Origin of the sequence: Nonomuraea sp. NPDC050394 (assembly GCF_044459065.1) — a bacterium.
Taxonomy (GTDB): Bacteria; Actinomycetota; Actinomycetes; order Streptosporangiales; family Streptosporangiaceae; genus Nonomuraea.
In genome coordinates this window covers 97321-123026 of record NZ_JBITIO010000011.1, presented here as the reverse complement: position 1 = coordinate 123026, position 25706 = coordinate 97321, and the positions used below count along the sequence as shown (strand labels likewise).

Genomic DNA, 25706 nt, shown 5'->3' with positions numbered 1-25706 from the left:
GAGCAGGCGGAAGGCGGGAGAGCAGCGGATCCAGGGGTGGGGCAGGGACACGGGCGCCCGGGTGTCATGGGTCGGTTGCGCCTTCTGAGGTGATCCAGGATGGGCCTGCGCGGGCTCGGCCTGTGACGATGCGTTTGCCCACGCCTGGGAGGGTGATTTCCAGAGATGTCCATACGTCGGCGGTTTCGTCGGTGATGGTGCAGCGGGTAAGGCGTACGGCGTTGGCCATGGCTACCTTCTCCGCTCGGGCGCAGGCCTGATCCGGGGCGGCCAGAGCCAGACGGGCCGCCTCCAGAGCGCTCAGGTCGGCCGCCCCGTACACCCGGTGCCTGGCCACACGGACGGAGCCGACAGCGGCCAGGGTCATGGCCACGGAGATGAGCAACGCCATGAGGGCCACGCCCCAGATCGTGGCCGAGCCTCGGTCGTGGGGCGGGCCGCCCTTGGCTGCCGGGTAATTGGCGCCGGGCCCGTGGACGCCGGTCATTGTTCGGTGCCCGCTGTCGCGGACGCCGTCACCGTGACGGCGGGCAGGCGGCTTGCCCAGCTGGGGCGGACGTCCATGGTGATCTCGACCTTCGTCAGTTGCCGGGAGCGGGTGACGCGGACCTGAGCCCCGGGGCGGGTGGCTGATCGGGCGGCTTCCTGGACCTTGTCCAGTGGTTCGCCTCGGGCTGCGGCGCGGGCCGCGGCTCTGGCGGCGTCCACGCATTCCAGCTGGGCGCCGACCGCCTGGATGGCCCACAAGGCCGCGGCCAGGACCACGATCAGGGCGGGGAGCATGGCGGCGGTCTCGGCGGTTACCGAGCCTCTCGACGCGGAGGGGGTGGCGGCCCGCGCTTGCGTTGGACGCCACCAGGTACGCATCGTCATCCGGCCGAGTTAAGTGCTCGGTCGACCAGGGCGGTGAGGGCGTCCAGGATCTCGGGGCTGTTGATGACCTTGATGAGCAGGAGGGCGAAGGCCACGGCGGCGAGGGTGCCGACCGCGTACTCGGCAGTGGACATACCGGCGTCGGACCTGGTGGCCGCGTAGCGGGACTTCAGGTCCGACGGGGGCGCCTGCTCTGGGATCGCCCGCGTGGTGGGGTCGGCATCGGGTTCTGGTGTATCGGAGGCGAGGTGATCTGGATCCGGGCGTTCGGGGTGGAGTGGGGCGATGGGCTCGGGGTGGGTTGAGGTGATGGGCTCGGTGTGGGGTGGGGCGATCCGCTCGGAGTGGGGTGGGGCAGGGGGCTCAGGGTGGGGTGGGGCGATGGGCTCGGAGTGGGGTGGGGCGGGGGGCTCGGGGTGCGGTGGGGCGGGGGGTTTGGCGGCGATGTCTCGCTGGATGGTCGTGGTGCTCATCGGGCCTCCTGATGTTGGGCGCTGGGGGCTTGACCGGCGCGGGAGTCCAAGAGTCGCCGAGAGGGGGCGGGTGGCGATCGGCCGAACGAGGTTCTGGGGATTGGCGCCCTCAGGATGTGCACAGCTGTGGATAACCGTGCGACACGATCAGGGCAGGACGATCGTGGAGGCGAGGCCGGCGATGATCGGGATGACGCCCAGCAGAACGAACGCAGGCAGAAAGCACAGCCCCAGCGGCGCCACCGCCTTCACCGCCACCCTGCGCGCGGCGGCCAGCGACGTCGCACGAGCGGCCTCCCGCGCGTCGTCAGCCAGCCGAGTGAGAACGTCGGCCACCGGCGCCCCGCCGAGGGCGGCCCTGGTCATGGCACGGGCCAGATGAGCGGTGGCGGGATCACGGGCCAGATGGGCCCACGTGGGCTCCGCGTCCGCCCCCAGACGCAACTGCGTGCTCACCCACAGGAGGCGGGCCGCCAACGGCCCGGGTACGGCCCCGGCCGCGGTCTCCGTGGCGGTGCTGACCGGCTGGCCCGCCAGCAGGCAGGCGACCATCAGATCCACGGCGAAGGGAAGATCGGCGGCGATCCGCCGGCGATCCACGCGGGCAGCAGGAGGTTCCTGCCGATGTAGGGCCCAGCCGGCGCCCAGAGCCGCGAGAACCCCGGCGACGACACCCACCACACCCCCGATCGCCAGCCCGGTCACCAGCCCCGCGCAGGCGGCGGACACGAGCGTGCGCCGATCGGGTGGCCACGTGGGCGTGAATCCAAGCTGGCCAGGCACCTCTTCACATCCAAGCCGGCCAGGCACCTCTTCAGATCCAAGCCGGCCAGGCACCTCTTCAACGGGGTCACGCGCCGCGCCCTCACCGGGAGGACGCAGGCGCGACAACCGGCGAGCGGCCGTGTCCGGAGGCACCCAGACCCAGACGGCCACGCCGGCGCACAGAGCGGCCAGAACGTACATGGATCAGCTCCCTCAAGAGTCGAGCGCGGCCCTGGCCATGCGGCCGGTCCACCACAGGCCGCCGAGGTCGAGCAGGACCCCCGCCCCCAGGCAGGCGAGCCCAGGCACCCCACCGAACAGGAAGTCCAGCGGACGCATCCCCATCGCGGCCGCCATCCCCACCCCCAGCACGGGCAGCCCGGCCAGCAACCGGGCGGTGGTACGCGGCCCGGCCAGCTGGGCGGCCACGTCCTGCCGATGCGCCCGGGCGGCGCGTAGCGCGTGAGCCACCCGCTCCACCAGCGCCGCCATCCCGGCGCCCACGCCGACCCCGACGCTCCAGCAGGCCGCGAGCCGCCGCAACCCCTCGCCACCCTGTTCGGGAGCGGCGGCGACCAGGGCGGCGGCGACGTCGCCGCCGTCCCGCGCCGCGGCCGTCACCTCGCGCAGGTCACCGGGGACGTCCACCGAGGCGATGGCCCGCGCCAACGCCTCCCCCGCCGTACGGCCGGCCAGCAACTCAGCCGACAAGGCGTGGCAAAGCTCAATGGAGGCCCGATGCCACTCGTCGGCCACCGGGCGCCGCCGCCGGACCAGACGCGTGATCCACTCCCACCGGAGCCGGGCCCCGGACCCCCGCCCCAGAACCCGCGCCAGCCGGACCTCGGCGGCGTGCCGGGACCCGGTCCACATCCAGACGAGCCCGCCGGCCGCCATCGCGGCCACGACGAGGGCGTTCACAACGCCTCCTCAAGACGCCCGTAAGCAGGCCCGAGCTCCACGGCCCCGGCCTCGTGGAACGTCATGGCCGTGCGTGCCTCCACCAGTCCGGACGGCGTCCGGGCCAGCAGGCAGATCTCCGCCACCCGCCGCCGCCCGTCCGCGCGGCTCCTGGCCAGGTGCACGACCATGTCGAGCGCGGCCGCCAGCTGGCTGTGGACGGCCTCCCTGCTCAGTCCGGCCGCACACCCCAGCGCCTCCAGCCGCGCGGGCACGTCGGCCGCCGCGTTCGCGTGAAGCGTGCCGCAGCCGCCCTCGTGCCCGGTGTTGAGCGCCGCGAGCAGATCGACGACCTCGGCGCCCCTGACCTCGCCCACCACCACGCGATCCGGCCGCATGCGCAGCGCCTGCCGTACGAGGTCGCGCAGGCCTATTCCGCCCGCGCCCTCCAGGTTGGCCGGGCGCGACTCCAGCCGCACCACGTGCGGGTGTTCGGGGCGTAGTTCGGCGGAGTCTTCGACCAGCAGCAGGCGTTCGCCGGGATCGGCGAGTGACAGCAGCGCGGACAGGAGCGTGGTCTTGCCGGTGCCGGTGCCGCCGGTGACCAGGAAGGCCAGCCGGGCGGCGACCATGCGGCGCAGGATCGCGGCCGCCTCCGGAGCCAGCGTGCCCGCGCGGACCAGGGCGTCCATCGTGTACGTCCGGCGCGGCGGCAGGCGCAGCGAGACACACGTGCCGCCGGAGGCGATGGGCGGCAGCACAGCATGCAGGCGTACGCCGCCCGCCAGCCGGGCGTCCACGTACGGGCAGGCGTCGTCCAGCCGGCGGCCGGCCGCGGCGGCCAGGCGCTGGGCCAGCCTGCGCACGGCGGCGTCGTCGGCGAAGGCCACCCGGGTACGGCGCAGCCCCAGGCCGTCGTCGACCCAGACCTCGCGGGGCCCGTTGACCAGGACGTCGGTGACGTCGGGCGTGGCCAGCAGGGGCTCCAGCGGCCCCGCGCCGATCAGGTCCGCGCACAGGGCGCGGGCGACGGCCAGGATCTCGGCGTCGCCGTACACGGACTTCTCGGCACGCAGCGCGAGCGCGACCTGGGCGGCGCTCGGCTCGACGCCGGTGCGCGCCAGCCGGGCGCGCACGGCCTCGACGAGGTCGGCGGGCGGGGACTCCATCAGCGGTCCTGGGCGAGCGTGTGGACGAGCGTGGCGCACAGGCCGCCGAGGGCGGTGCGCGGGCCCAGGCGCGGGAGTTCGCCGCGGTTGAGCGTGGCCGAGAGCTTCGGATGGTCGGGGAGGGTGCCGGCGAGCGGGAGGTCGAGGCTGTGGGCCACGGCCCGCTCGTCGAGGGCGCCCGGCCTGACCACGGCCCTGATGTCGGCGGTGTGCTCGGCCACGTCGTGCACGACCTGGGCGGTGGCCAGGACGCCGCGCACGTCGGCCGTGGCGACGGCGAACGTGGTGTCGGCCCTGGCCAGGGCTTCCGCGGCGGCGGGGTCGAGGTGGCGCGGCAGGTCGACCACGACGAGGTCGAAGCCGCGCCGCCCCGCTTCGAGCACCGCGCGCATGGCGGCCGGCGGGACCGGGGCGGCCCGTCCTCTTCCGAAGCTCAGCAGGGCCAGGTCGCCGAAGGCGGGCAGGGCGGCGGAGAGGGCGCCGGCGTTGATGCGCCCCTCTCTGGCCAGCAGGTCGCTCCAGCGGGCGCCCGGGGCCTCCTCGCGGCCCAGCAGCGCGTCGATGCCGCCACCGAGCCGGTCGGCGTCGACGAGGAGGGTGGCGAGGCGGTCGGCCGAGGCCTTCAGGGCCAGGCAGGCGGCCAGGACGCTGGCGCCGGCGCCGCCGCGGCCGCCGACCACGCAGGCCACCACGCCCGCGCGGGAGGCGGGCTCCAGGGCCTCGGCGAACTCCTCCACCAGGCGGCGTTCGTCGCCCGGTAGGTCCATGACGGCCTGGGCGCCCACTTCCACGCAGCGGCGCCAGGCTCCGGGGTCGGCGGGTTCGCGGGCGGCCAGGAAGACGCGTTCGCGCGCGGGCGGGGCGGTTTCCGCCACCTTCCCCGCCAGGTCGTCGCCGACCACGACCACCGGGGCGATACCCCAGTAGGGGCGGGCGACGGCCGGGTGGTGGGCGACGTCGAGCTGCGTTCCGGCCGCGGCGGCCACGCGGACGAGGTCGTCGAGGAGGTCTTGGTCCTCGGTGATGACCAGGGGACGGTGCATCGGATGCCTCCCGGGGCGGGTTGGGAGGACAACCATGCGGGGAGGCGCGGGCGGCGCGCGGAGCCGAGCGGGGTTCTGTGGACGGAGCCGCCGACTGTGGAAAAGGGGCGACCCCCGCCGGGGGGGAGAGCGGGGGTCGCCTGATCGGTCCGGCTCCGGGGGGGTAGAGCCGGTCCCGTTTCAGAAGAAAGCTTTCAACACTTAACCAGAGCATGGCAAGGGACTTGCAATGCAAACCCATGCACAGTCGCTCCAGTTTCGGGAGATACCACCGTATGCTGCCCGATCGACTCGAGTTTCGTCGAGGAGCAATCTCGCATTTTCGCTAAGTTTTTTCCCCGGAAGCTAACGATCACATAAAGGAGATCACTCAGCGTGATCATCACGGGAAGGTCACCCCGCGGCCCCGCCCGTACGGCCGGCAGAGATCGGACCGATGCCCCACGCCGCAGTAAAGGTCTTGGTCCCAGGGGTTCCCATCAGGGCGAATCCGACGTAGAAAGGGGACACGGACCACTTGTCCGGGTGCGTCAGCCGGGTACCCACGCGCGACCAGCCGCGGGAGGCGCGTCGAGACGGGCTTGACCCGATCCGACGAATTGAGGTGCACGCTTGGTAACCCGGTGTGATGCACGGCAGACGGCGTCTCACAAGCGAGGCGCCGTCAGCTATGTTCAGCCGCGTTGCATGGCCTCGCAGATCGCCGTCGTCTCCCGGACACCGAGGCTTACCGCGGCGGCACATTGGTGTACCCATTCGGCCACCCCGCCGTCCACGTACGCCTTCAGACCGGCCTGGTAGTCCTGCTCAAGGTGTCCCACCTCGACCGCGACGATCGACTTCGGGTCCAGGCCGAACTCCACCAGCGTGATCCGTTCCGCGGCGCGCGCCACGACCCCGTCCGCGCTGCCGAAGGGCCGCAGGACAGCCAGCTCGGCGTGCACGATCGCGGCCAGGACCAGGGCCGGAGCCTTGGTGGGCGTCTCCAGCAGGCCGAAGAGGGCGTCCAGCCGCGGTCCGCCCGCCGAGGGCCGCCCGAGCGCGTCCGGGCCGACGAGACCGGCCGCGGCCACCGAGTGGAGGCGGGCCATGACCTGCCGGGGAGCCTTGCGCCAGGTCGGGCCCAGCCTGCCGACCTCCGCCGAAGCCCGCAGCGCGCCCTGCACGAGCGGGTCGGACACCTCGTCGCGGCGCAGCGCGTCCAGCGTGACGTCCACGCCCTCAAGGGCGGCCGAGGCCCGCGCGCCACGCAGGGACGACTCGGTGGACACCGCGGGACGGGCCCGGCGCAGCACTCGATGCCGGTAAAGCCGGTCGACGGCTTCACGGGCCTCGTCGACGGCCTCGGGAACGCCGGGAAGCTTCGCGACTGCGGCCAGAGGGTCACTCACGCGTCCGACCTTACCTGTGGGTAACTCGCGGGGCGGCTGAGGGGGCCCATAAACCCCGACAAATTGGCGCGTTCCATCATTCTATGATTTCAAGATGACAACGGTTCAATAGCGACTGTAATGACGAGCGATAAGCGCCACGGCCGGTACGGACCTGTCTAGACCTCTTGCTTGAGCCGCCCGCCACCTGGTGAAGTGGGACACGACCTAACCAATCTGGCCATAGAAGGAGCACTCAGGTGGCCCCGGAAACCCCTGGCACCGAGCCCCAGGCGCTGTCGAACCTGCTGCAGGAGAACCGCAGGTTCGCACCACCCGCCGACCTGGCCGCGGCCGCGAACGTGACCGCCGACGCTTACGACGAGGCGGCGGCCGACCGTCTCGGGTTCTGGGAGCGTGCGGCAGACCGTCTGACCTGGGACAAGCGCTGGGACACCACGCTGGAGTGGAACCCGCCGTTCGCGAAATGGTTCGTCGGCGGCCGGCTGAACATCGCCTACAACTGCGTCGACCGCCACGTGGAGGCCGGGCGGGGTGACAAGGTCGCCTACCACTGGGAGGGCGAGCCTGAGGGCGACAGCCGTACCCTCACTTATGCGGACCTGCAGCGGGAGGTCAACAAGACCGCCAACGCGCTCCAGGAGCTGGGGGTCGCCAAGGGCGACCGCGTGGCGATCTACATGCCGATGATCCCCGAGCTGCCGATCGCGATGCTGGCCTGCGCCCGCATCGGCGCGATCCACTCGGTGGTCTTCGGCGGCTTCTCGGCCAGCGCGCTCAAGAGCCGCATCGACGACGCGGACGCCAAGCTTGTGATCACCGCCGACGGCGGCTACCGCAGGGGCGCGCCGTCCGCGCTCAAGCCGACCGTGGACGAGGCCGTGGCCGAGTGCCCGCAGATCGAGCACGTGCTCGTCGTCCGCCGGACAAATCAAGAAATTTCCACGTACGACCGGGATGTCTTCTGGGCCGACATCGTCGAGCGCCAGAGCGACCGGCACACCCCCGAGCCGCACGACGCCGAGGACCCGCTGTTCATCCTCTACACCAGCGGCACCACCGGGAAGCCGAAGGGCATCCTGCACACCACCGGCGGCTACCTCACCCAGACGTCCTGGACCCACAACGCGGTCTTCGACCTCAAGCCCGAGACCGACATCTATTGGTGCACCGCCGACATCGGCTGGGTGACCGGGCACTCCTACATCGTGTACGGCCCGCTGGCCAACGGCGCCACCAGCGTCATCTACGAGGGCACCCCCGACACCCCGCACCGCGGCCGGTTCTGGGAGATCGTGCAGAAGTACAAGATCACGATCCTCTACACCGCTCCCACCGCGATCCGGACGTTCATGAAGTGGGGCGACGACATCCCCGCGAAGTTCGACATGTCATCCCTGCGCGTCCTCGGCTCCGTGGGCGAGCCCATCAACCCCGAGGCCTACGTCTGGTACCGCGAGCACATCGGCGCCGGCCGTACCCCCGTCGTGGACACGTGGTGGCAGACGGAGACCGGCGCGGTCATGATCAGCCCGCTCCCCGGCGTGACCAGCGCGAAGCCGGGCGCGGCGATGCGCCCGCTGCCGGGAATCGTCGCCGACGTGGTCGACGACCAGGGCCAGAGCGTGCCCAACGGAGGCGGCGGCTACCTGGCCATCCGCGAGCCGTGGCCGTCGATGCTGCGCACGATCTGGGGCGACGACGAGCGCTACGTCGACACCTACTGGTCGCGCTTCCCCGGCATGTACTTCGCCGGCGACGGCGCCAAGCGCGACGAGGACGGCGACATCTGGCTGCTCGGCCGGGTCGACGACGTCATGCTCGTGTCCGGCCACAACATCTCCACCACGGAGGTGGAGTCCGCCCTGGTCAGCCACCCGAAGGTGGCCGAGGCGGCGGTCGTGGGCGCCACCGACCCGGTGACCGGCCAGGCGATCGTCTCCTTCGTCATCCTGCGCGGCACCGCGGAGGAGGGCGCGGACATCGCCACCGAACTGCGCGACCACGTGGCCAAGACCCTCGGCCCGATCGCCAAGCCACGCCAGATCCTGGTCGTGCCCGAGCTGCCCAAGACCCGCTCCGGCAAGATCATGCGCCGCCTGCTGCGCGACGTGGCGGAGAACCGCAGCGTCGGCGACGTCACCACGCTGGCCGACAGCACGGTGATGAACCTCATCTCGGAGAAGCTGCCCTCCGCCAAGAGCGAGGACTGAGCACAGAGAGATAGAGGAAGGCCCCCATAGCCCCTATGGGGGCCTTCCTCCTGCATGCGGGTACATTAATCACGGGTGTGCCGGGAAGTCTGGTCGGCGACAGGGGGAACCGACCCCAAAAACCGCCACTCCCGAGGGGGAACCACCTTGCGCCGCGCCGCCGAGGTCTGGCCGTTCCGGCCCACCGTCCGCTACGCCCGCACGCTCGCCGAAGCGCTGCGCGCCGAGACGATCGGCGGCATCGTCATGCTCGTGGCCACCGTGGCCGCGCTCGTCTGGGCCAACACGTCCTACGAGAGCTACGCCGCCCTCCGCGACACCAAGATCGGACCGGCGGCGCTCCATCTCGATCTCGAACTCGTCAAATGGGCCCAGAACGGCCTGCTGACCATCTTCTTCTTCGTGGCGGGGCTGGAGGTCAAGGAGGAGTTCGTCCACGGCGAGCTCAGCAACCTGCGCAAGGCGGCCCTGCCGATCATCGCGGCCATCGCCGGCATGATCGTTCCGGCGGCCATCTTCCTGCTGGTCAGCTGGGGTTCGCACGAGGCCGGGCGAGGATGGGCGATTCCCACCGCGACCGACATCGCCTTCGCCCTGGCCGTCCTCGCCGTCACCGCCAGCGCGATGCCCGCGGCCCTGCGGGCGTTCCTGCTGACCAGCGCCGTCGTCGACGACCTCGGCGCGATCTCCATCATCGCGATCTTCTACACGGAGAACCTCGACCTGATCATGCTGGCGGCCGGGGTCGCGCTGATCTGCGTGTACGGGTTCCTGCAGTACAAGCGGGTCAAGGGGGTATGGATCTATCTGCCGCTGGCCGTGCTGGCGTGGTACTTCGTCGAGGTCAGCGGCGTGCACGCGACCGTCGCCGGCGTGGCACTGGGACTGCTCACGCGCGTGTGGGCGGACGACTCCGAGGAACGCTCCCCGTCGGAGGCCGCCGACCACTACATCCGGCCGCTTTCGGCGGGCTTCGCCGTCCCGGTCTTCGCCTTTCTGTCGGCGGGGGTGCAACTCAACGCGTCAAGCATGAGCGGTATCTTCTCCGATCGGGTAGTTCTGGGGGTGGTGGCGGGTCTCGTGCTCGGCAAGTTCCTCGGGGTCTTCGGCGGCGCCTGGCTGTCGGTACGGCTCGGCCTGGCGAGACTGTCGGAAGAGCTGCACTGGCGGGACATGGCGGCGGTGTCACTGCTGGCCGGGATCGGGTTCACGGTGTCGCTGCTCATCGGCGGCCTTGCCTACGGACACGATCCGCAGCGCGCCGACGCCGTCACCACGGGGATCCTCGCGGCCAGCCTCATCGCCTCGGTTCTGGCCGCGGTGCTCCTCAACCTCCGGGTACGCAATCGCCGCAGGGCGCTGGATGATGTTTGACATGGCCACCAGGCCCCGATAGGAGACGTTCATGCAGCAGACCACGGAAGAGGAATCCCTGGGCTCTCTCGTCGCCCAGGCGAGCCAGCAGATCTCCACGCTGGTCCGCTCGGAGATCGAGCTGGCCAAGGCCGAGCTGAGGTTCGACGCCAAACGTGTCGGCACGGCCGCCGGCCTGTTCGCCGCCGCGGCGTTCATGGCCCACCTGTGCCTGATCCTGATCTCGTTCACGATCGCGTACGTGCTGGACCAATGGCTGCCGACGTGGGCCGCCTTCCTCATCGTGACCGTCTTCTACCTGCTGGCCGCGGGACTGCTGGTGTTCATCGGCATGCGCAGGCTCAAGGGGCTGTCCGGCATGAAGCGCACCGCGCGCTCGATCAAGGGACTCAAGGAGATCGCGGACCCGGACGACGGCCAGGTGCCGACCGCGGGCCTGGAGGGCACACATCGCGAGCCGGTGAAGCCAGATGGCACCTGACGAGGCGTTCGTCCAGATCGAGGGACCCTGGACGCACCGCGGCGTACACGCCGGTGGCACCCGCTTCCACGTCGTGGAGGCCGGTGAAGGGCCGCTCGTCCTGCTGCTGCACGGCTTCCCGCAGTTCTGGTGGACCTGGCGGCGCCAGCTCGTCTCCCTGGCAGAGGCGGGCTACCGGGCGGTCGCGGTCGACCTGCGCGGCTACGGCGGCAGCGACAAACCGCCGCGCGGCTACGACCTGCCCACCCTGGCCGGCGACGCCACCGGCCTGATCAGGGCGCTCGGCGAGACCCGCGCGATCGTCGTCGGCCACGACTGGGGCGGCCTGATGGCCTGGACCATGGCCGTCATGGACCCCAAGAGCGTCAGCAGGCTGGTCACCGTGGGCGCGCCGCACCCGCGCCGCCTGCGCCGCACGCTGCTCAGCCCCGGCCAGTTCAGGGCCAACCGCCACGCCCTGCGCTTCCAGCTGCCGATCCTGCCCGAGCGGCGGCTCGTCGCCCACGAGGGCGCGCTCGTGGGCAGCCTGCTGGACGCCTGGTCGCGGCCCGGCTGGCCCGACGAGGAGACCGGCCGCACCTACCGCGAGGCCTTCCGCATCCCCGCGGTGGCCCACCTCGCCCTGGAGTACCACCGCTGGTTCGGCCGCTCCCAGCTGCGGCCCGACGGCATGCGCTACGCCAGGGCCATGCGCACCGCAGTCGAGTCGCCGACCCTGCAACTGCACGGCCTGCTCGACACCTGCGTCCTGCCGCGCACCGCGCAGGGCTCCGGCCGCTACGTCGCCGCGCCGTACCGCTGGAGACTGATCGAGGGAGCGGGGCACTTCCCCCACGAGGAGACCCCCGAGAAGTTCGACGCAGAGCTGCTCGGGTGGCTGGCCGACCCGGAGCCTGATCGATGAGAGACCGCGACAGCGAGGGCAGGCCGCGCAACGCGCGCCCCCGCGACGAGTTCGGCCGCCCCCTGCCGTACGGCACGGCCGGGGTCCCACGCGTCCCCGACGACTACGCCCCCACCACCGAGCAGGCGCTCGACGACGGCCGCCGGTTCCTGGCGGAGTCCAAGCCCTTCCACGCGCACGAGGTGTTCGAGGGCCGCTGGAAGTGCGCCCCCGACGAGGAGCGCGAGCTGTGGCAGGGCCTGGCGCAGATCTGCGTCGGCCTCACCCACCTGCAACGGGGCAACGGGCGCGGGGCCCTGACCCTCTTCAGCCGCGGCGCCGCCCGCATCCAGGGGTACGGCCCGCCGTACGACCAGGTGGGCAGGGCGGCGACGGGCTTCGGCGAGGACAGCGACGCGAGCGCCGCCATCGCCCTGATCCTGCGCGAGCTCGAACTGTCGTAGCCCGCGGCTAGCCTGACGGCATGGCCGAACGCAAGCACGGGGTGCCGGCCCCGCCCACCGAGTCCGCGATCAGGTCAGGCGAGTGGGACGGCCGCGACCTCGACCATGAGACGTTCCGCCGCGTGCTGTTCGTCGACGTCGACATGACCGAGATGATCAACCGCGGCTCGGCGTTCGAGGAGTGCACGTTCTCGCAGGTGCGCTTCAACGTCTCCGAGCACGACGACTCCAGCTTCGTCAACTGCACGTTCAGGCGGTGCTCGTTCTTCGACGCCACGTTCCGGGCGTGCAAGTTCACCGGCAGCATGTTCGACGGCTGTAGCTACGGGCTGCTCAAGGTGGAGGGCGGCGACTGGTCGTTCGTCGGCCTGCCCGGCGCCGACCTGCGCGGCAGCGCCTTCCACGGGGTGCGGCTGCGTGAGGCCGACCTGACGGGGGCGCGGCTGGAGAAGGCCGAGATCCTGCGCAGCGACCTGTCGGGCGCCTGGCTGCACAGCGCCGACCTGACCGCCTGCGACCTGCGCGGCAGCGACCTGGCCGCGCTCGACCCGCAGGTCACCACGGTCAAGAAGGCGATCATCGACTCCTTCCAGGCGACGGTCGTGGCCGCCGCGCTGGGCTTCGACGTGCGCTGACGACGTGCGCGGGTGTGGCTAGTCGCAGCGCTGGGTGCTGGCCGGGCTGACGTCGGTGCGGCCGGCCGACGCGTCGGGGCGGACCTCGTCGGCGGTCAGGACGTACCCGGTCTCCTCCTGGCTGATGGCCGCGGCGAAGATCACGCCGAAGACCTTGCCGTCGACGGTGAGCAGCGGGCCTCCGGAGTTGCCGGGCAGCACCTTGCCGCGGATCTGGTAGACCTGCCGGGTGACGTTCATGCTGCGGTAGATGTCCGGGCCCTTGGCGGGAATCTTGCTGCGGATGCGGGCCGGCTCGGCGGTGAAGCCCTTGCCCTTGGGGTAGCCGGCGATGATCGCGCTCTCGCCGCTCCTGGCCTGGCCGTCGAACTCCAGGTTGGGCAGGTTGAGGCCGGGCACGTGCAGGATCGCGATGTCGCGCTGCGGGTTGTAGCGGACCACGGTCGCCGCGTGCTTGTTGCCGTCCTGGTCGATGACCTCCAGGTCGCGGGTGACGCCGGCGACCACGTGCGCGTTGGTCATGATCCGGTCGGGTTCGTAGACGAAGCCGGTGCCCTCGATGTGCTTGTTGCAGCTCTCGGCGTTGCCCTGGACCTTGACGATCGACGCGCGGGCCCTCTTGAGCTTGCCGCCCTGCAGCACGCTGACGTCGGGCGGAGCGACGTTGACCAGCTGGTCGCCGCCGATCGCGTCGAACACCGGCGGGAACTCGGAGTTGTCGATGAACTGCTTGAACGGCTGCTGCCAGTTGCGCGCCGCCTGCGGGATCGCGTCGTCGACCGTGGTCAGCAGCAGCGAGTCCTTCACCTGGGTGACCAGGGGCGTGAACGAGGTCGAGACGATCAGCGAGCCGATCAGCCACGCGATGACCAGCACCGACAACGCGCTGGCGAACGTGCCGCCCACCGCGTCGGCCAGCTTCGCCGGTTCCCAGGTGACGTGCGAGCGGACGACGGCGCCGATCGTCGAGGAGGCGAACTGGCCGATCGTCGCCGTCAGGAAGACGATCACGATGGCGAGCAGCGCCTGCTCGGTCGGGCCGCTGACCACGGCCTTGGAGATCGGCGGCGCGATGAACACCCCGAGCACCGCCCCGCCCACGAATCCCACGAAGCTCATGACGCCGATGATGAAGCCCTGCCGGTAACCCGAGATCCCGAAGGCGATCACGAGGCCGATCAAGATGAGGTCAAGCAGATCACCGCGCACGCTTCAAAGGTAACCAGCAACCGGGTCAAGTGTGCACGCCTTCGGCCAGGACGGGCTTACCCTCCGGGCTAGCGTGACGGCGTGAGCGTGCGCGAGATCGTCGAGGCGGCCCTGACCGACCCCGACCCTGCAGGACCCGTCAGAAAGCGCGCGATCAGCGCGCTGCGAGCGCGTGGGGACTCAGAGTCCTTCACCCTGGCCAGACGCCTGTGCGCGGCGGAGAGCGCGGCTGAGCGGCTGCTGGGGGTGCACATCATGGCCGACCTGAGCGCGTTCAGGCTCCGGTCGCTGCCGATCCTGCGCTATCTGGCCGTCGGCGACGACGATCCGGGCGTACGGCACGCCGCCCTAACCTCGGCGGGCCAGCTTGACGGCCTCGGGCGGCAGGTCCTCGGTCACTGACGCATCCCACGGCCGCGCGAACCCGCTCATCCCCAGCACCCCGTCCAGCAGGCTCGCGGTGAAGCCCCACACGAGCATCCCCCGCACCCTGAACGCCGGGCCCGCGTAGCCGCCGGGATGGCGCAACGTCACCCGGTTGCCCGGATCGACCAGCTCCGCGACCGGCACCCGCTCCACCGACTCCACCTCGTCGGGGGCCGCCGCGTGCACCGCCGACGGCGCGTGCCACCAGCCCAGGACGGGGGTGACGCGGTTGTCGCTGCGCCAGATGTACACCTCGGGCATCGTGCACACGACCGTCACCCCCTGGGGCATCAGTCCCGTCTCCTCCTCGGCCTCCCTGAGCGCCGCCCGCACCGGGCCGCCGTCTTCCGGGTCCACGCCGCCGCCGGGGAAGGCGGGCTGACCGGCGTGCCTGCGTCCGCGCGAGCTGCGCTGGATCAGCAGCACGTCGGGCCCGAGTGGGCCCTCGCCGAACAGCATCAGCACCGCCGCCCGCCTGCCCGCGCCGTTGGCGGGCGGGTGCATGTCCCGGGGAGGTTGCGTGCGTACGGCTTTCGCCGCCAGTTGGTCCAGCCAGTCGGGCACCTGCGTCACGAACACCTCCAACGCGATCGAGCCCTCGCAGCTTCCCACCGAGGTTGTCCGAGTTCAGGAGAACGGGCCGGGCCTGACGAGTTTCTGGGCGGCCTTCTCCTCCGTGGGGCCGGTGCCGTACGCGGGACAGAGGACGGCCAGCGGGCACACGCCGCAGGCGGGCTTGCGGGCGTGACAGATGCGGCGGCCGTGCCAGATGACCCGGTGGGAGAAGATGGTCCATTCCCGCTTGGGGATGAGTTCACCGACGACGTGCTCGATCTTGACCGGGTCGGTCTCCTCGGTCCAGCCGAAGCGGCGTACCAGGCGCTGGAAGTGGGTGTCGACGGTCAGGCCCGGTACGCCGAACGCGTTGCCGAGGACCACGTTGGCGGTCTTGCGGCCCACGCCGGGCAGGGTGACGAGATCTTTGAGCTTGCCGGGGACCTCGCCTCGGTAGCGGTCGCAGACGGCCTGGGCCATGCCGATGATCGAGTTGGTCTTGGCCCGGAAGAAGCCGGTTGACTTGATGATCGTTTCCATCTCGGCGCGGTCGGCGGCGGCGTAATCCTGGACTGTCGGATATTTCGCGAAAAGGGTTGGAGTAACCATGTTGACCCTTTTGTCCGTACACTGCGCCGAGAGGATCGTCGCGACCAGCAGCTCAAGCGGGTTACCGAAGTCGAGCTCGCAGTGGGCGTCGGGGTAGGTTTCCGCCAGTATGCGATTCATCCGGCGCGCCCTGCGGACCAGGGCGAGTCTCGACTCAGAGGGCATCTCCCTAGCCTAAGTGCGTGGCGGGGAGTGGGGTGAGTCACAATGGCAGCAGAGGAGGCAGAGTGAACACCGAAGACGTGCTGGGCAAGGCCCCCCTGTTCGCCGCGCTCGACCGTGAGAGCGCAGCGGCGCTGCGCACGAGCATCACCGAAGTCCAGCTGTCCAAGGGACAGACGCTCTTCCATGAGAACGAGACGGGCGACCGTCTCTACGTCGTGCTCGAAGGCAAGATCAAACTTTCCCGCCAGTCCCCGGACGGGCGCGAGAACCTGCTGAGCGTGCTCGGCCCGAGCGAGATGTTCGGCGAACTGTCGCTGTTCGATCCCCGGCCGCGCACCGCGACCGCCACGGCTCTGACGGACGTACGGCTGGCCGGGCTGGGCCACGACGACCTGCGCCCCTGGCTGACCGGCCGCCCCGAGGTGGCTCTGCACCTGTTGCGCGCCCTGGCCCAGCGGTTGCGGCGTACCAACGACGTCCTGGCCGACCTGGTCTTCACCGACGTGCCGGGACGCGTGGCCAAGCAGTTGCTGGACCTGGCGGAACGTTTCGGCGTGAAGACCGACGACGGGCTGCGCGTCCACCACGACCTGACCCAGGAAGAGCTCGCCCAGCTGGTGGGCGCCTCCAGGGAGACGGTGAACAAGGCACTGGCCGACTTCGCCCAGCGAGGCTGGCTGCGCATCGAGGCCAAGGCCGTGGTGATCCTCGACATGGACCGGCTCCACAACCGCTCCCGCTGACCGGCCCGGGGGCAAGGGCCGTGCGGGCGGTTCTCCGTGGAGGCCCTACGGGCAGCGGGGGCGGGTTGTTGCAAGTGGTTGTCAACCGCGCCTGAATATGGTCCGGCGATGACTGGACGATGGCAGATGGTCGCGGCCCTGACCTTATGCGTGGCGATCTTCTCGGTGAACTGGACCGTGCTGAACGCCGCCGGATCGATCATCACCGCGGAGTTCTCCCCCACCCCGGCGACCGAGGTCATGCTGGCCTACGCCTATCCCGTGGCCCTCCTGGGTGTGCTGATCCCCGTGAAGGGCCGCCTGAGCGTGCTCCTGTGGGGGCTGGCCGGCTTCGGCCTGGTGTCGGCCGCCGGCGCCTTCGCGGTGACCGGCGGCATGCTCGTCGCCGGCCGGTTCGGGCAGGGGCTGGCGTCCGCGATCGTGCTGCGGGCCGGGTTCGAGCTCGCCAGGACACACCTGCGTGGCACCACGTGGTGGCCGGCGGTCGCGATCCCGGCGGTGGTGACCCTGGTGGGGCTGAACGCCGGGCCCGTGATCGGCGGCATCATCGCCCAATACGCCTCCTTCCGATGGATCCTCCTGCTCTGCGTGCCGCTGACCGTCGTCGCCGTGGTGGCGGCGGCGCTCTTCACGCCGCGTGCCCGTCCCGCGCCGTGAGCCGCCCCGTACGGACTTGTCCGGATAATTCGGCGACGGCTTCACCAGCCACAACGTTCTTGTCAGCGTGATTCCAGAAACGACCGGTCGCGGGGCGCACGGCTGCGCGACGGCAGAGAGGAATCCCGTTGTCCAGACTCATCAAGTCCGCGTTCACCACGGCGGCGCTGTCCGGTGCGCTCGCGCTGCTGGCCACGTCCGCCGGCGCCGTACCCAGCTCCCAGAACGGCACGCAGACCAGCGCGCAGTCCTTCACCGGCGAGAACAGCCCCTGGACCGCCCAGACGATCGGAGCCTGGGGGAACATTCCGACGGCGTCGGTCAACGTCACCGTGCCCGCGGGGACGACGCGATTCGTCGACGCCCGCTTCACCGCCGAGTCCGTCTGCGTCGGCGCCGCGAGCGCGTGGTGCTCCGTGCGCGTCGTCGTGGTCAACTCCGCGGGCACGACCACCGAACTGCACCCGGTCGCGGGCACGGACTACAGGTTCGACAGCCCCGGTGACGCCGAGGAGGCGCACGCCCTGGAGCGCTTCTCCGCTCCCCTGGGTCCGGGGGCCTACACCGTCCGGGTACAGGCCCTGCGCATGAACGGCATCACCCAGTTCACCCTGGACGACTACGCGTTCGCCGTCGGTCTCGTCCAGCCCTGAGCGCTCACTCGCCGGCCAGGTAGTCCAGCTGGGCCCGGACGGAGATCTCGGCGACCGGCCACAGAGAGCGGTCCACGTCCGCGTACACCACTTCGACGACCTCGCGCGGGGTCCTGGCGCCGTTCTTCCTGGCCTGGCGGATCTGGTCGAGGCGTTCGCGGCGGTGCGCGACGTAGCCGTCCAGCGCCGCCAGCGGGTTCGCCAGGACGGGGCCGTGGCCGGGCAGGAGGGCGTCGGCCTCCAGGTCCTCGGCGGTCTTCCTGAGGCGGTCCAGGCTGTGGAGGTAGTCGGTCAGGCCGCCGTCCTGGGCGATGACGGTGGTGCCGCGGCCCAGGACGGTGTCGCCGGTCAGCATCGCGCGGTCGACCGGCAGCCAGAAGCACAGGGAGTCGAAGGAGTGCCCCGGCGTGGCGTACACGTGGAGCTCCACGCCGCCGGCACGCACCACGTCGCCGTCGGTCAGGCCCTCCGAGCCCAGGCGGTGCAGCGGGTCCAGGGCGTGGACGGGCGCGCCGACGAGTTCGGCGAAGCGCTTGGCGCCGCCACTGTGGTCGTGGTGGCCGTGGGTGAGCAGGATATGGCGGACCCGGCGTTCGCCCAGGTGGGCGACCACGCGGAGGAGGTGGGCCTCGTCGGAGGGTCCGGGGTCGACGACGATCACCTCGTTGGTGCCGATGACCCAGGTGTTGGTGCCGTCGAGCGTCATCATGCCGGGGTTGGGGGCGAGGAGGTTCTCGGCGTGAGCCGTACGGGATCCGTCGGGGGTGTCGATCGGGATGTAGAGACCGCTCATGACACCATCAACCGCATCTCTCCCTCGATTTCTACCGCTCGCGGGAGAATTGTGATGATTTTTCGCTGTACGGCCAGCGCATCGCCCACCGACGCGAAGGCGGCCAGTTCGTTGAGCGTCTGGTAGGTCGGCGGCATGAGGAAGATCTCGCCGCCGGCCGCCAGTTCGAGCGCCTCGGACGGGCGTTTCCAGGCGACCTGGTCGGCCTCGCCGCCCACGTCGCGGGTGCGCTGGCCGGGGGGCAGCACGGCGGCGAAGAAGCGGGTGTCGAACCTGCGCTCCTCGATCTCGGGGGTGATCCAGTGCGCCCACGGCTTCAGCAGGTCGGAGCGGAGCACCAGGCCGCGCTTGGCCAGGAAGTCGGCGAAGGCCAGGCTCCTGTCGATCAGCGCCAGGCGGTCGGCTTCCCAGTCGGCGCCGGTGGTGTCGGCGACCACGGAATCGGTGCCGGGCCCGGCCAGCAGTACCCCGGACTCCTCGAACGTCTCGCGGACCGCCGCGCAGACCAGTCCGCGGGCGGTGCGCTCGTCGGCGTTGAAGACCTCACCCCACTGCCGGGGGGACGGCCCCGCCCAGGCGACCGCGTGGTCGGTGTCACGCGGGTCCACGGAGCCGCCGGGGAAGACGTAGGCGCCCGCGGCGAAGGCCATGGTGGTCTTGCGGCGCAGCAGGTACACCTCCAGCCCCGGTCCCTCCCTGAGGATCACCACGGTGGCGGCGTCCCGGGCGGGGACCGGTTCGATGCGTCCCGCGTTGATGTCGCGCGCGCGGCCGGCCAGATCCTTCGGCAGGGGGATACCAGTCACAATGACCTCCAACTAGAACATCACTCGGTCATGGTGACATATCCGGTCCGTCAGGAAACCTCGGCGATCAGCTCCACCTCGACCGACGCCCCCAGCGGGAGCGCGGCCACGCCCACGGCGCTGCGGGCGTGCACACCGGCGTCGCCGAAGACGTCGCGCAGCAGCTCGCTGGCGCCGTTGCCGACGCCCGGCTGGCCGGTGAAGTCGGGGGCGCTGGCCACGAAGACCACGACCTTGACGATCCGCACGACCTTCGCCAGGTCGCCGACCTGCGACTTCAGGGCGGCGATCGCGTTCAGCGCGCAGATGCGGGCGTGACCGGCGGCCTCCTCGGCCGTGAGGTCGGCGCCGACCCTGCCGGAGCCGACCAGCTTGCCCTCCACCATGGGCACCTGGCCCGAGGTGTAGACGAGGTCGCCGGTGCGTACGGCGGGGGTGTAGGCGGCCAGCGGAGGCACGACCTCGGGCAGCGTCAGCCCGAGAGCGGCGATCCTCTCCTCGGGGGTCATGCCTTCTCCCGCTTGAAGTAGGCGACCAGGTTCTCGGCGTTGGGGCCCGGCACGATCTGGACCAGTTCCCAGCCGTCGGAGCCGAAGTTGTCCAGGATCATCTTGGTGTTGTGGATCAGCAGCGGGGCTGTGAGGTACTCCCATTTCTTCATGCGGCTCAGCGTAGTGTGACGGAGCTCAAAGGCCCCGCAGGAGGTTTCCGTAAGTGACCGCCAGGTAGCCTCGAATCGTGGACTCTCGGGACACCGATTGGGACGGCGTGCGACTGCACGTCGTCACCGGCAAGGGCGGCACCGGCAAGACGACGGTGGCCGCGGCGCTGGCACTCGCGCTGGCCGCGGGCGGGCGCAAGGTGCTGCTCGTGGAGGTGGAGGGCAGGCAGGGCATCGCGCAGATCTTCGACCTGCCACCACTCCCCTACGAGGAGCGCAAGATCGCGGTGGCCCCCGACGGCGGCGACGTGTACGCGCTGGCCATCGACCCGGAAGAGGCCATGCTCGACTACATGGAGATGTTCTACGGCATGCGCCGCGCCGGCCGCGCGCTGACCCGGATGGGCATCGTCGACTTCGCCACCACGGTGGCGCCGGGCTTCCGCGACGTCCTGGTCACGGGCAAGACCACCGAGGCCGTGCGCAGGCGGGCCAAGAACGGCAGGCGCGTCTACGACGCCGTGGTGCTCGACGCGCCGCCGACCGGCCGGATCACCCGCTTCCTCAACGTCACCCAGGAGGTGGCTGGACTGGCCAAGGTCGGGCCGATCAAGAACCACTCCGACCTGGTGAGCGGGGTGGTGAAGTCTCCCGAGACGGCCGTGCACTTTGTCACGCTTCTGGAGGAGATGCCGGTTCAGGAGACGCTGGACGGCCTCGCCGAATTGCGTTCTGCCGGTCTTCCGCCTGGCGGAATTTTCATCAATATGGTCCGTGAATCACTGCTTCCGCAGGCCGTACTTGACTCGGCTGTCAAGGGCCGATTCGACGTGGGGGAACTCACACTGGGCCTCAAGGCGGCCGGTCTCGCCGACGGGGCCGACGCGGCGGTGGTGGCCGAATCCCTCGTGGGAGAGGTGGTCGAGCACGCCCGCCGTACCGCGATCGAGCGTGCCGAGCGGGCCTCTCTCGACCAGGCTGATCTGCCCCGATACGAGCTCCCGCTGCTGGCCGACGGTGTAGATCTGGCCGGCCTTTATGAGCTGGCCGCAAGCATCCGAAACCAGGGAGCCGCGTGAAGAAGCCCGCCCCCCTCGACGTCGACGCCATCCTCGACGACCGCGGGACCCGCATCATCGTCTGCTGCGGCGCCGGCGGCGTGGGCAAGACCACGACCGCCGCCGCGCTGGGCCTGCGGGCCGCGGAGCGCGGCCGGGGGGCGGTCGTGCTGACCGTGGACCCGGCCAGGCGGCTGGCGCAGTCGATGGGCCTCTCGGAGCTGGACAACACCCCCAGGCTGGTGCACACCGCCGAGGAGGGCGGTGGCCAGCTGTTCGCGATGATGCTCGACATGAAGCGGACCTTCGACGAGATCATCGAGGCCCACGCCGACCCCGAGCGGGCCAGGCAGATCCTGTCGAATCCCTTCTACCAGTCGCTGTCGTCCAGTTTCTCCGGCACGCAGGAGTACATGGCGATGGAGAAGCTCGGGCAGCTGCGCCGCTCGGACGAGTGGGACCTGATCATCGTCGACACCCCTCCCTCACGCTCCGCGCTGGACTTCCTCGACGCCCCCGAACGGCTCGGCCGCTTCCTCGACGGGCGCTTCATCAAGTTGCTCACCGCGCCCGCCAAGGCCGGGGGCCGCAGCGCCTTCCGGCTGCTGAACGCGGGGTTCGGGCTCGTGGCCGGAGCGATGACCAAGCTGCTGGGCGCGCAGGTGCTCAAGGACCTGCAGACCTTCGTCTCCGCGCTGGACGCCGTCTTCGGCGGGTTCAGGCAGCGGGCGGAGATGACCTACCGGCTCCTGCAGGCGCCCGGCACCGCCTTCGTGGTGGTGGCCGCGCCCGAGCGCGACGCGATGCGGGAGGCCTCGTACTTCGTCGAACGGCTCGCGGAGGAGCGCATGCCGCTGGCCGGGCTCGTGGTCAACCGGGTGCACTTCTCACCCGCGGCGGGCATCTCGGCGGCGCGCAGCGCGGCCGCGGCGGAGGACCTGGAGTCCAAGGGCGAGCACGAGCTGACCGCCGCCGTGTTGCGGCTCCACACCGGGCGGATGCAGCTCGCGGCCCGTGAGCACCGGGAGCAGGAGCACTTCGTCTCCGCGCATCCCACGGTGCCCGTCGTCCAGGTCCGCGCCATGTCGGAGGACGTCCACGACCTGGCGGGTCTGCACCAGATCGGGGAGCTCCTGGCTTCGGGAGCATGAAAGCACGGCCGACGCTCGCCGGCCGTGCTTCCCGGGCGGGGTTAGCCCGCTATCAGCTCGTTTGTCCGTTCGTACTCTTCTTTCGCAGACTCGAGCAGCTCCCGCCACGAGTCCACGTCTGGCCGTCGCCTCAGCAGCGCCCGCCGTTCCCGCTCCGTCATACCGCCCCACACCCCGAACTCGATGCGGTTGTCGAGCGCATCGGCGAGGCACTCGGTACGGACCGGGCATCCTCGGCAGATCAGCTTAGCCCTGTTCTGCGCGGCTCCCTGGACGAACAACGCGTCCGGATCCGCACCTCGACAGGCGGCACGGGAGGTCCAATCCGTGATCCACATTTCGACCCCACTCCCCTTAGGTGGTCAGTCGTCACTTGGGGCCGACGGGCGCGGGCGCCGAGCCTCCGTATTCAGTTGCCGCAGAGGAGAACGTATGCAACGAGACGTTCGGGCCGACAGACCCCAGAGGACCAATTTCTCGCCCGAGTGTTGACCGGGAATGACTAGTCACCCCTTCCAGTCAAGGCGAAATGGGGTTCGGTTACCGATAACGACACTCTTTCGACGTACTCTTGGTCCTGTGCAAGCTCAGGGCAAAGATCGTTCATCACCAGTCACGAACGTCATCCGGCTCATCGCCGCGGGGGCGGCCGCGGGTGTGCTGACGGCCGCCATCGCGCTGCCCGCCGTGGGCGGCGCCGGGGTGACGGCCAAGTCAGCCATGGAGGATCTCAACCTCAAGCCGGAGGAACTGGACGAACCTCCGCTGCCCGAGCGCACCGTGCTCAAGGACGCCAAGGGCAAGCAGATCGCCCAGTTCTTCTTCGAGAACCGGCAGTCGGTGACGCTCGACAAGGTCTCTCCGATCATGAAGACGGCGCTGATCTCCATCGAGGACTTCCGCTTCTACGAGCACGGGCCGATCGACATCGAGGGCACCATCCGCGCCCTCCTCAAGAACATGACCTCCGGCGGCGTGACCCAGGGCGGTTCCTCGATCACGCAGCAGTACGTCAAGCAGGTGCTGTTCAACGCCGCCGAGACCGATGCCGAGCGGGCCGCCGCCATCGCGCCCACGGTCTCGCGCAAGCTCAACGAGCTGCGCTACGCGCTGGCGATCGAGAAGAAGTACACGAAGGACGAGGTCCTGGAGAAGTACTTCAACATCGCCTACTTCGGTGCAGGAGCCTACGGCGTCCAGGCCGCCTCCAAGCGCTTTTTCGGCAAGTCGGCCGCCGAGCTCAACCTCGCCGAGGCGGCCACGCTGGCGGGAGCCGTACAGAATCCGAACAGGACCGACCCCAACGTCAGCAAGGAGTCGCGCGCGGCGCTCCTGGAGCGGCGCAACATCGTCCTGGACCGGATGGCGCAGCTCAGCAAGATCACTCCCGCGGAGCGCGACGCGGCCAAGGCCACCAAGCTCGGCTACAAGGACACGAAGTTCCCGGGTGGCTGTGAGACCAGCCCGTATCCGTACTTCTGCCTCTACGTGCAGTACGAGATCCTCAACAACGAGGACTTCGGCAAGACCCCCGAGGAACGCAAGAAACTCCTGCAGCGCGGCGGGCTGACGATCAAGACCACGATCGACCCGCAGATGCAGAAGGCCGCCGAGAAGGCGATCAAGAACTGGGTCAGCACCAAGGACAAGCCGGTCGCCTCGCAGGCCATGATCGTCCCGGGCACGGGTGAGATCAAGGCGATGGCCGCCAGCCGCAAGTTCGGCAACAACAAGAAGAAGAACGAGATCAGCTACAACGTCGTGGCCGACGCCAAGCACGGCGGCGGCGGCGGGTTCCAGCAGGGATCGACGGCGAAGCCGTACACGCTGGCCGCGGCCCTCGAAGAGGGCTACAAGTACGGCGACGGCTTCCCCTCCCCTGCCGGCTACAACGCGCCCAGCTACGGCGCCTTCCGCGACTGCAAGGGCAACCGCGTCGGCGAGCCGTCCCACCAGGTGCGCAACTCCAGCGAGGGCGGCGGCGGCTTCAAGACGCTGCAGTCCGGCACGTGGGGCTCGGTCAACACGTTCTTCATGAAGCTCGAAGAGCGCGTCGGCCTCTGCAAGACCGTCAAGATGGCCAAGAAGCTCGGGCTCAAGCGCGCCGACGGGCAGCCGCTGCGCGAGTTCGAGACCTTCACGCTCGGCATCAACGAGACCGACCCCGTCACCGTCGCCAGCACCTACGCCGTCTTCGCCTCGCGCGGCCAGTCCTGCAAGCCGCTGGCCATCACCGAGATCGTCGACCGCTACGGCAAGGCCAAGCGGTTCAAGCCCAAGTGCACGCGGGTCATGGACGAGGAGGTCGCCGACGCCGTCAGCGGCATCCTGTCCGGCGTGTTCACCAAGGGCACCATGAGCGGCGTCGGCGGCATCGGCAGGGACGCGGCGGGCAAGACGGGCACCACCGACGGCTACACGGCCGCCTGGTTCGCCGGTTACACCCCGAACCTCTCCTCCGCCGTCAGCATCGGCGACCCGCGCGGCGCCTTCGACAACCGCCTGATGGGCGTCACCATCGGCGGCCGCGGCTACAGCTACGTCTACGGCGCCTCCATCTCCGGCCCCATCTGGAAGCAGTCGATGATGCAGGCGCTGAAGGGGATCGAAGCGGCGGAGTTCACTCCGGTGAACATGGAGCGCTTCGGCGGCTGCGGCGACATCTGCGCGCCCAAGCCGGTCAAGAAGGACAAGGACCGGGGCGGGGACGGCGAACCCGACGATCGGGGCGGCGATCCGTTCGACATGTTCGACGCGGACGACGGCGACTTCGGGCCCATCACCCCGGGCAACTAGCCCTCCGAACCGTTGAGAGGCCTCTGGGAGGCCTCTCAACGCGTTTTGGGAGCCTTTCCGGTACGGCCTTGCCTCGCGTTTTCCGGCTGCCGGGCTTTTCGGTGCCCGGCTTTCGGTTGCCGGGCTTTTCGGTTGCCGGGCTGCCGGTTGCCGAGGCTGCCGGTCAAGGAGGCGACGTCACGGCGGGCCGCCCGTCAGACTGCCGGGCGTGGAAGCGCGGCCCCGCGGGGCGGCGGCGGGTGGTGGGTGGCGGCGGCTTTGCCGTAACGGATGGCTCTCTGATCACACGCGGTTGATCACCCGGACAGGCGCGCGCGCACGGCGGCGGCGACACGCCCGCCCTCGGCGCGGCCGGCGACCTTCGGGTTGAGCACCTTCATGACCGCGCCCATCGCCTTCGGGTCGGTCGCGCCGCTCTCCGCGATCGCGGCGTCGACCAGCGCGTTCAGCTCCTCGTCCGAGAGCTGCGCCGGCAGGTACTCCTCCAGCACCGCCTGCTCGTCCAGCTCCGCCTGGGCCTGCGCGGCGCGCCCGGCGTTGCCGAACGCCTCGGCCGCCTCGCGGCGCTTCTTGGCCTCCTTGGTCAGCACCTTGACGATCTCGTCGTCGCTGAGCTCCCTGGCCTGCTTGCCCGAAACCTCCTCGACGTTGACGGCCGCCAGGACCATCCTGATCGTGCGGAGGCGGACCTCGTCCTTGGCCTTCATGGAAGCCGTCAGATCGGCCTTCAGCTTGTCCTTCAATGCGCTCATGCGGTCCA

General features: G+C 70.3%; 30 protein-coding genes. 13 read left to right on the top strand and 17 right to left on the bottom strand.

What is annotated here, in order from left to right; genetic code table 11:
• Positions 1-64 precede the first annotated feature (64 nt).
• The 8 genes from ACIBKY_RS35790 to ACIBKY_RS35755 form a co-directional block, all read right to left on the bottom strand.
• Positions 65-487 carry an Rv3654c family TadE-like protein gene (locus ACIBKY_RS35790; protein WP_397103806.1) on the bottom strand — a complete coding sequence of 141 codons (423 nt, stop codon included), beginning with the start codon at positions 485-487 and terminating at the stop codon, positions 65-67.
• Positions 484-873 (bottom strand): TadE family type IV pilus minor pilin, encoded by a 390-nt coding sequence (locus ACIBKY_RS35785; RefSeq protein WP_397103804.1) that lies wholly within the window; start codon positions 871-873, stop codon positions 484-486. The genes ACIBKY_RS35790 and ACIBKY_RS35785 overlap by 4 nt, the downstream gene beginning before the upstream one ends.
• The gene (locus ACIBKY_RS35780) at positions 870-1346 is read right to left on the bottom strand and encodes a DUF4244 domain-containing protein (protein ID WP_397103803.1); all 477 of its coding nucleotides are present in this window, start codon (positions 1344-1346) and stop codon (positions 870-872) included. The genes ACIBKY_RS35785 and ACIBKY_RS35780 overlap by 4 nt, the downstream gene beginning before the upstream one ends.
• Positions 1347-1493: 147 nt before the next feature.
• Positions 1494-2129: a type II secretion system F family protein gene (locus ACIBKY_RS35775; protein ID WP_397103801.1), complete on the bottom strand. Its 636-nt coding sequence runs from the start codon at positions 2127-2129 to the stop codon at positions 1494-1496.
• A 195-nt stretch (positions 2130-2324) separates the two neighbouring features.
• Entirely contained in the window at positions 2325-3032 is a 708-nt protein-coding gene (locus tag ACIBKY_RS35770; RefSeq protein ID WP_397103799.1) for a type II secretion system F family protein, read from the bottom strand.
• Positions 3029-4180, bottom strand: a complete 1152-nt coding sequence (locus ACIBKY_RS35765; RefSeq protein WP_397103797.1) for a TadA family conjugal transfer-associated ATPase — start codon at positions 4178-4180, stop codon at positions 3029-3031. Before ACIBKY_RS35765 ends, ACIBKY_RS35770 begins: the two co-directional genes overlap by 4 nt.
• Entirely contained in the window at positions 4180-5223 is a 1044-nt protein-coding gene (ssd, locus tag ACIBKY_RS35760) for a septum site-determining protein Ssd (protein ID WP_397103795.1), read from the bottom strand. The genes ACIBKY_RS35765 and ssd overlap by 1 nt, the downstream gene beginning before the upstream one ends.
• Positions 5224-5897: 674 nt before the next feature.
• On the bottom strand, positions 5898-6614 hold the full coding sequence (locus ACIBKY_RS35755) for an oxidoreductase (RefSeq protein ID WP_397103793.1): 717 nt from the start codon (positions 6612-6614) through the stop codon (positions 5898-5900).
• Positions 6615-6853: 239 nt separating this feature from the next.
• Between ACIBKY_RS35755 and acs the strand changes: the two genes are divergently transcribed.
• From acs to ACIBKY_RS35725, 6 genes are all read left to right on the top strand, one after another.
• Complete coding sequence (acs, locus tag ACIBKY_RS35750) at positions 6854-8827, top strand: acetate--CoA ligase (protein WP_397103792.1); 1974 nt, start codon at positions 6854-6856, stop codon at positions 8825-8827.
• A 147-nt stretch (positions 8828-8974) separates the two neighbouring features.
• Positions 8975-10201, top strand: coding sequence for a Na+/H+ antiporter NhaA (gene nhaA, locus ACIBKY_RS35745; RefSeq protein WP_397103790.1), 1227 nt, complete (start codon positions 8975-8977; stop codon positions 10199-10201).
• A 31-nt stretch (positions 10202-10232) separates the two neighbouring features.
• Positions 10233-10682, top strand: a complete 450-nt coding sequence (locus ACIBKY_RS35740; RefSeq protein ID WP_397103788.1) for a phage holin family protein — start codon at positions 10233-10235, stop codon at positions 10680-10682.
• Entirely contained in the window at positions 10672-11586 is a 915-nt protein-coding gene (locus tag ACIBKY_RS35735; protein WP_397103786.1) for an alpha/beta fold hydrolase, read from the top strand. Before ACIBKY_RS35740 ends, ACIBKY_RS35735 begins: the two co-directional genes overlap by 11 nt.
• Positions 11583-12029, top strand: a complete 447-nt coding sequence (locus tag ACIBKY_RS35730; RefSeq protein WP_397103784.1) for a DUF309 domain-containing protein — start codon at positions 11583-11585, stop codon at positions 12027-12029. The genes ACIBKY_RS35735 and ACIBKY_RS35730 overlap by 4 nt, the downstream gene beginning before the upstream one ends.
• 20 nt (positions 12030-12049) lie before the next feature.
• Positions 12050-12664 (top strand): pentapeptide repeat-containing protein, encoded by a 615-nt coding sequence (locus tag ACIBKY_RS35725; RefSeq protein ID WP_397103782.1) that lies wholly within the window; start codon positions 12050-12052, stop codon positions 12662-12664.
• Between the two features lie 18 nt (positions 12665-12682).
• On the opposite strand, the gene ACIBKY_RS35720 is transcribed toward ACIBKY_RS35725, so the two are convergent.
• Positions 12683-13873 carry a MarP family serine protease gene (locus ACIBKY_RS35720; protein ID WP_397103780.1) on the bottom strand — a complete coding sequence of 397 codons (1191 nt, stop codon included), beginning with the start codon at positions 13871-13873 and terminating at the stop codon, positions 12683-12685.
• Between the two features lie 81 nt (positions 13874-13954).
• Between ACIBKY_RS35720 and ACIBKY_RS35715 the strand changes: the two genes are divergently transcribed.
• Positions 13955-14275: a hypothetical protein gene (locus ACIBKY_RS35715; protein ID WP_397103778.1), complete on the top strand. Its 321-nt coding sequence runs from the start codon at positions 13955-13957 to the stop codon at positions 14273-14275.
• On the opposite strand, the gene ACIBKY_RS35710 is transcribed toward ACIBKY_RS35715, so the two are convergent.
• Both ACIBKY_RS35710 and nth read right to left on the bottom strand, forming a co-directional pair.
• The gene (locus ACIBKY_RS35710; RefSeq protein ID WP_379611316.1) at positions 14222-14872 is read right to left on the bottom strand and encodes an NUDIX hydrolase; all 651 of its coding nucleotides are present in this window, start codon (positions 14870-14872) and stop codon (positions 14222-14224) included. The two genes, ACIBKY_RS35715 and ACIBKY_RS35710, sit on opposite strands and share 54 nt — an antisense overlap.
• Positions 14873-14926: 54 nt before the next feature.
• Entirely contained in the window at positions 14927-15583 is a 657-nt protein-coding gene (gene nth, locus ACIBKY_RS35705; protein WP_397103776.1) for an endonuclease III, read from the bottom strand.
• Between the two features lie 107 nt (positions 15584-15690).
• Between nth and ACIBKY_RS35700 the strand changes: the two genes are divergently transcribed.
• From ACIBKY_RS35700 to ACIBKY_RS35690, 3 genes are all read left to right on the top strand, one after another.
• On the top strand, positions 15691-16371 hold the full coding sequence (locus ACIBKY_RS35700) for a Crp/Fnr family transcriptional regulator (protein ID WP_397103774.1): 681 nt from the start codon (positions 15691-15693) through the stop codon (positions 16369-16371).
• Between the two features lie 108 nt (positions 16372-16479).
• Positions 16480-17028, top strand: a complete 549-nt coding sequence (locus tag ACIBKY_RS35695) for an MFS transporter (protein ID WP_397103772.1) — start codon at positions 16480-16482, stop codon at positions 17026-17028.
• 128 nt (positions 17029-17156) lie between these two features.
• Positions 17157-17681, top strand: a complete 525-nt coding sequence (locus tag ACIBKY_RS35690; RefSeq protein ID WP_397103770.1) for a hypothetical protein — start codon at positions 17157-17159, stop codon at positions 17679-17681.
• 4 nt (positions 17682-17685) lie between these two features.
• Here ACIBKY_RS35690 and ACIBKY_RS35685 read toward each other — a convergent pair whose 3' ends face one another.
• From ACIBKY_RS35685 to ACIBKY_RS35670, 4 genes are read right to left on the bottom strand one after another with little or no spacing between them, the layout of a single operon-like run.
• A complete protein-coding gene (locus tag ACIBKY_RS35685; protein ID WP_397103768.1) occupies positions 17686-18474 on the bottom strand; it encodes an MBL fold metallo-hydrolase in 789 nt (262 codons plus the stop codon).
• Entirely contained in the window at positions 18471-19271 is an 801-nt protein-coding gene (locus ACIBKY_RS35680; protein ID WP_397104306.1) for an NUDIX hydrolase, read from the bottom strand. Before ACIBKY_RS35680 ends, ACIBKY_RS35685 begins: the two co-directional genes overlap by 4 nt.
• 59 nt (positions 19272-19330) lie before the next feature.
• Positions 19331-19789: a RidA family protein gene (locus ACIBKY_RS35675; protein WP_397103766.1), complete on the bottom strand. Its 459-nt coding sequence runs from the start codon at positions 19787-19789 to the stop codon at positions 19331-19333.
• A complete protein-coding gene (locus ACIBKY_RS35670; protein ID WP_181019660.1) occupies positions 19786-19941 on the bottom strand; it encodes a DUF4177 domain-containing protein in 156 nt (51 codons plus the stop codon). Before ACIBKY_RS35670 ends, ACIBKY_RS35675 begins: the two co-directional genes overlap by 4 nt.
• A gap of 77 nt (positions 19942-20018) precedes the next feature.
• On the opposite strand from ACIBKY_RS35670, the gene ACIBKY_RS35665 reads away from it, so the two are divergent.
• Both ACIBKY_RS35665 and ACIBKY_RS35660 read left to right on the top strand, forming a co-directional pair.
• Entirely contained in the window at positions 20019-21020 is a 1002-nt protein-coding gene (locus tag ACIBKY_RS35665) for an ArsA-related P-loop ATPase (RefSeq protein WP_397103764.1), read from the top strand.
• Positions 21017-22150, top strand: coding sequence for an ArsA family ATPase (locus ACIBKY_RS35660; protein WP_397103762.1), 1134 nt, complete (start codon positions 21017-21019; stop codon positions 22148-22150). The genes ACIBKY_RS35665 and ACIBKY_RS35660 overlap by 4 nt, the downstream gene beginning before the upstream one ends.
• Before the next feature lie 41 nt (positions 22151-22191).
• Here ACIBKY_RS35660 and ACIBKY_RS35655 read toward each other — a convergent pair whose 3' ends face one another.
• Positions 22192-22488: a WhiB family transcriptional regulator gene (locus ACIBKY_RS35655; RefSeq protein ID WP_148036282.1), complete on the bottom strand. Its 297-nt coding sequence runs from the start codon at positions 22486-22488 to the stop codon at positions 22192-22194.
• A 241-nt stretch (positions 22489-22729) separates the two neighbouring features.
• Here ACIBKY_RS35655 and ACIBKY_RS35650 point away from each other — a divergent pair, with 241 nt between their 5' ends.
• Positions 22730-24946, top strand: coding sequence for a transglycosylase domain-containing protein (locus tag ACIBKY_RS35650; protein WP_397103760.1), 2217 nt, complete (start codon positions 22730-22732; stop codon positions 24944-24946).
• A gap of 296 nt (positions 24947-25242) precedes the next feature.
• Here ACIBKY_RS35650 and ACIBKY_RS35645 read toward each other — a convergent pair whose 3' ends face one another.
• Complete coding sequence (locus tag ACIBKY_RS35645) at positions 25243-25698, bottom strand: GatB/YqeY domain-containing protein (RefSeq protein ID WP_397103758.1); 456 nt, start codon at positions 25696-25698, stop codon at positions 25243-25245.
• Positions 25699-25706: the final 8 nt, after the last annotated feature.

Bases quoted from the DNA above. Each gene is read 5' to 3' on its own strand.
- ACIBKY_RS35685 (WP_397103768.1), bottom strand. From the start codon at position 18,474: ATGAGCGGTCTCTACATCCCGATCGACACCCCCGACGGATCCCGTACG.
- ACIBKY_RS35780 (WP_397103803.1), bottom strand. From the start codon at position 1,346: ATGAGCACCACGACCATCCAGCGAGACATCGCCGCCAAACCCCCCGCC.
- ACIBKY_RS35670 (WP_181019660.1), bottom strand. From the start codon at position 19,941: ATGAAGAAATGGGAGTACCTCACAGCCCCGCTGCTGATCCACAACACC.
- ACIBKY_RS35675 (WP_397103766.1), bottom strand. From the start codon at position 19,789: ATGACCCCCGAGGAGAGGATCGCCGCTCTCGGGCTGACGCTGCCCGAG.
- ACIBKY_RS35785 (WP_397103804.1), bottom strand. From the start codon at position 873: ATGACGATGCGTACCTGGTGGCGTCCAACGCAAGCGCGGGCCGCCACC.
- ACIBKY_RS35740 (WP_397103788.1), top strand. From the start codon at position 10,233: ATGCAGCAGACCACGGAAGAGGAATCCCTGGGCTCTCTCGTCGCCCAG.
- ACIBKY_RS35645 (WP_397103758.1), bottom strand. From the start codon at position 25,698: ATGAGCGCATTGAAGGACAAGCTGAAGGCCGATCTGACGGCTTCCATG.
- nth (WP_397103776.1), bottom strand. From the start codon at position 15,583: ATGAATCGCATACTGGCGGAAACCTACCCCGACGCCCACTGCGAGCTC.
- ACIBKY_RS35765 (WP_397103797.1), bottom strand. From the start codon at position 4,180: ATGGAGTCCCCGCCCGCCGACCTCGTCGAGGCCGTGCGCGCCCGGCTG.
- ACIBKY_RS35730 (WP_397103784.1), top strand. From the start codon at position 11,583: ATGAGAGACCGCGACAGCGAGGGCAGGCCGCGCAACGCGCGCCCCCGC.
- ACIBKY_RS35655 (WP_148036282.1), bottom strand. From the start codon at position 22,488: ATGTGGATCACGGATTGGACCTCCCGTGCCGCCTGTCGAGGTGCGGAT.
- ACIBKY_RS35725 (WP_397103782.1), top strand. From the start codon at position 12,050: ATGGCCGAACGCAAGCACGGGGTGCCGGCCCCGCCCACCGAGTCCGCG.
- ssd (WP_397103795.1), bottom strand. From the start codon at position 5,223: ATGCACCGTCCCCTGGTCATCACCGAGGACCAAGACCTCCTCGACGAC.
- ACIBKY_RS35695 (WP_397103772.1), top strand. From the start codon at position 16,480: ATGACTGGACGATGGCAGATGGTCGCGGCCCTGACCTTATGCGTGGCG.
- ACIBKY_RS35790 (WP_397103806.1), bottom strand. From the start codon at position 487: ATGACCGGCGTCCACGGGCCCGGCGCCAATTACCCGGCAGCCAAGGGC.
- ACIBKY_RS35735 (WP_397103786.1), top strand. From the start codon at position 10,672: ATGGCACCTGACGAGGCGTTCGTCCAGATCGAGGGACCCTGGACGCAC.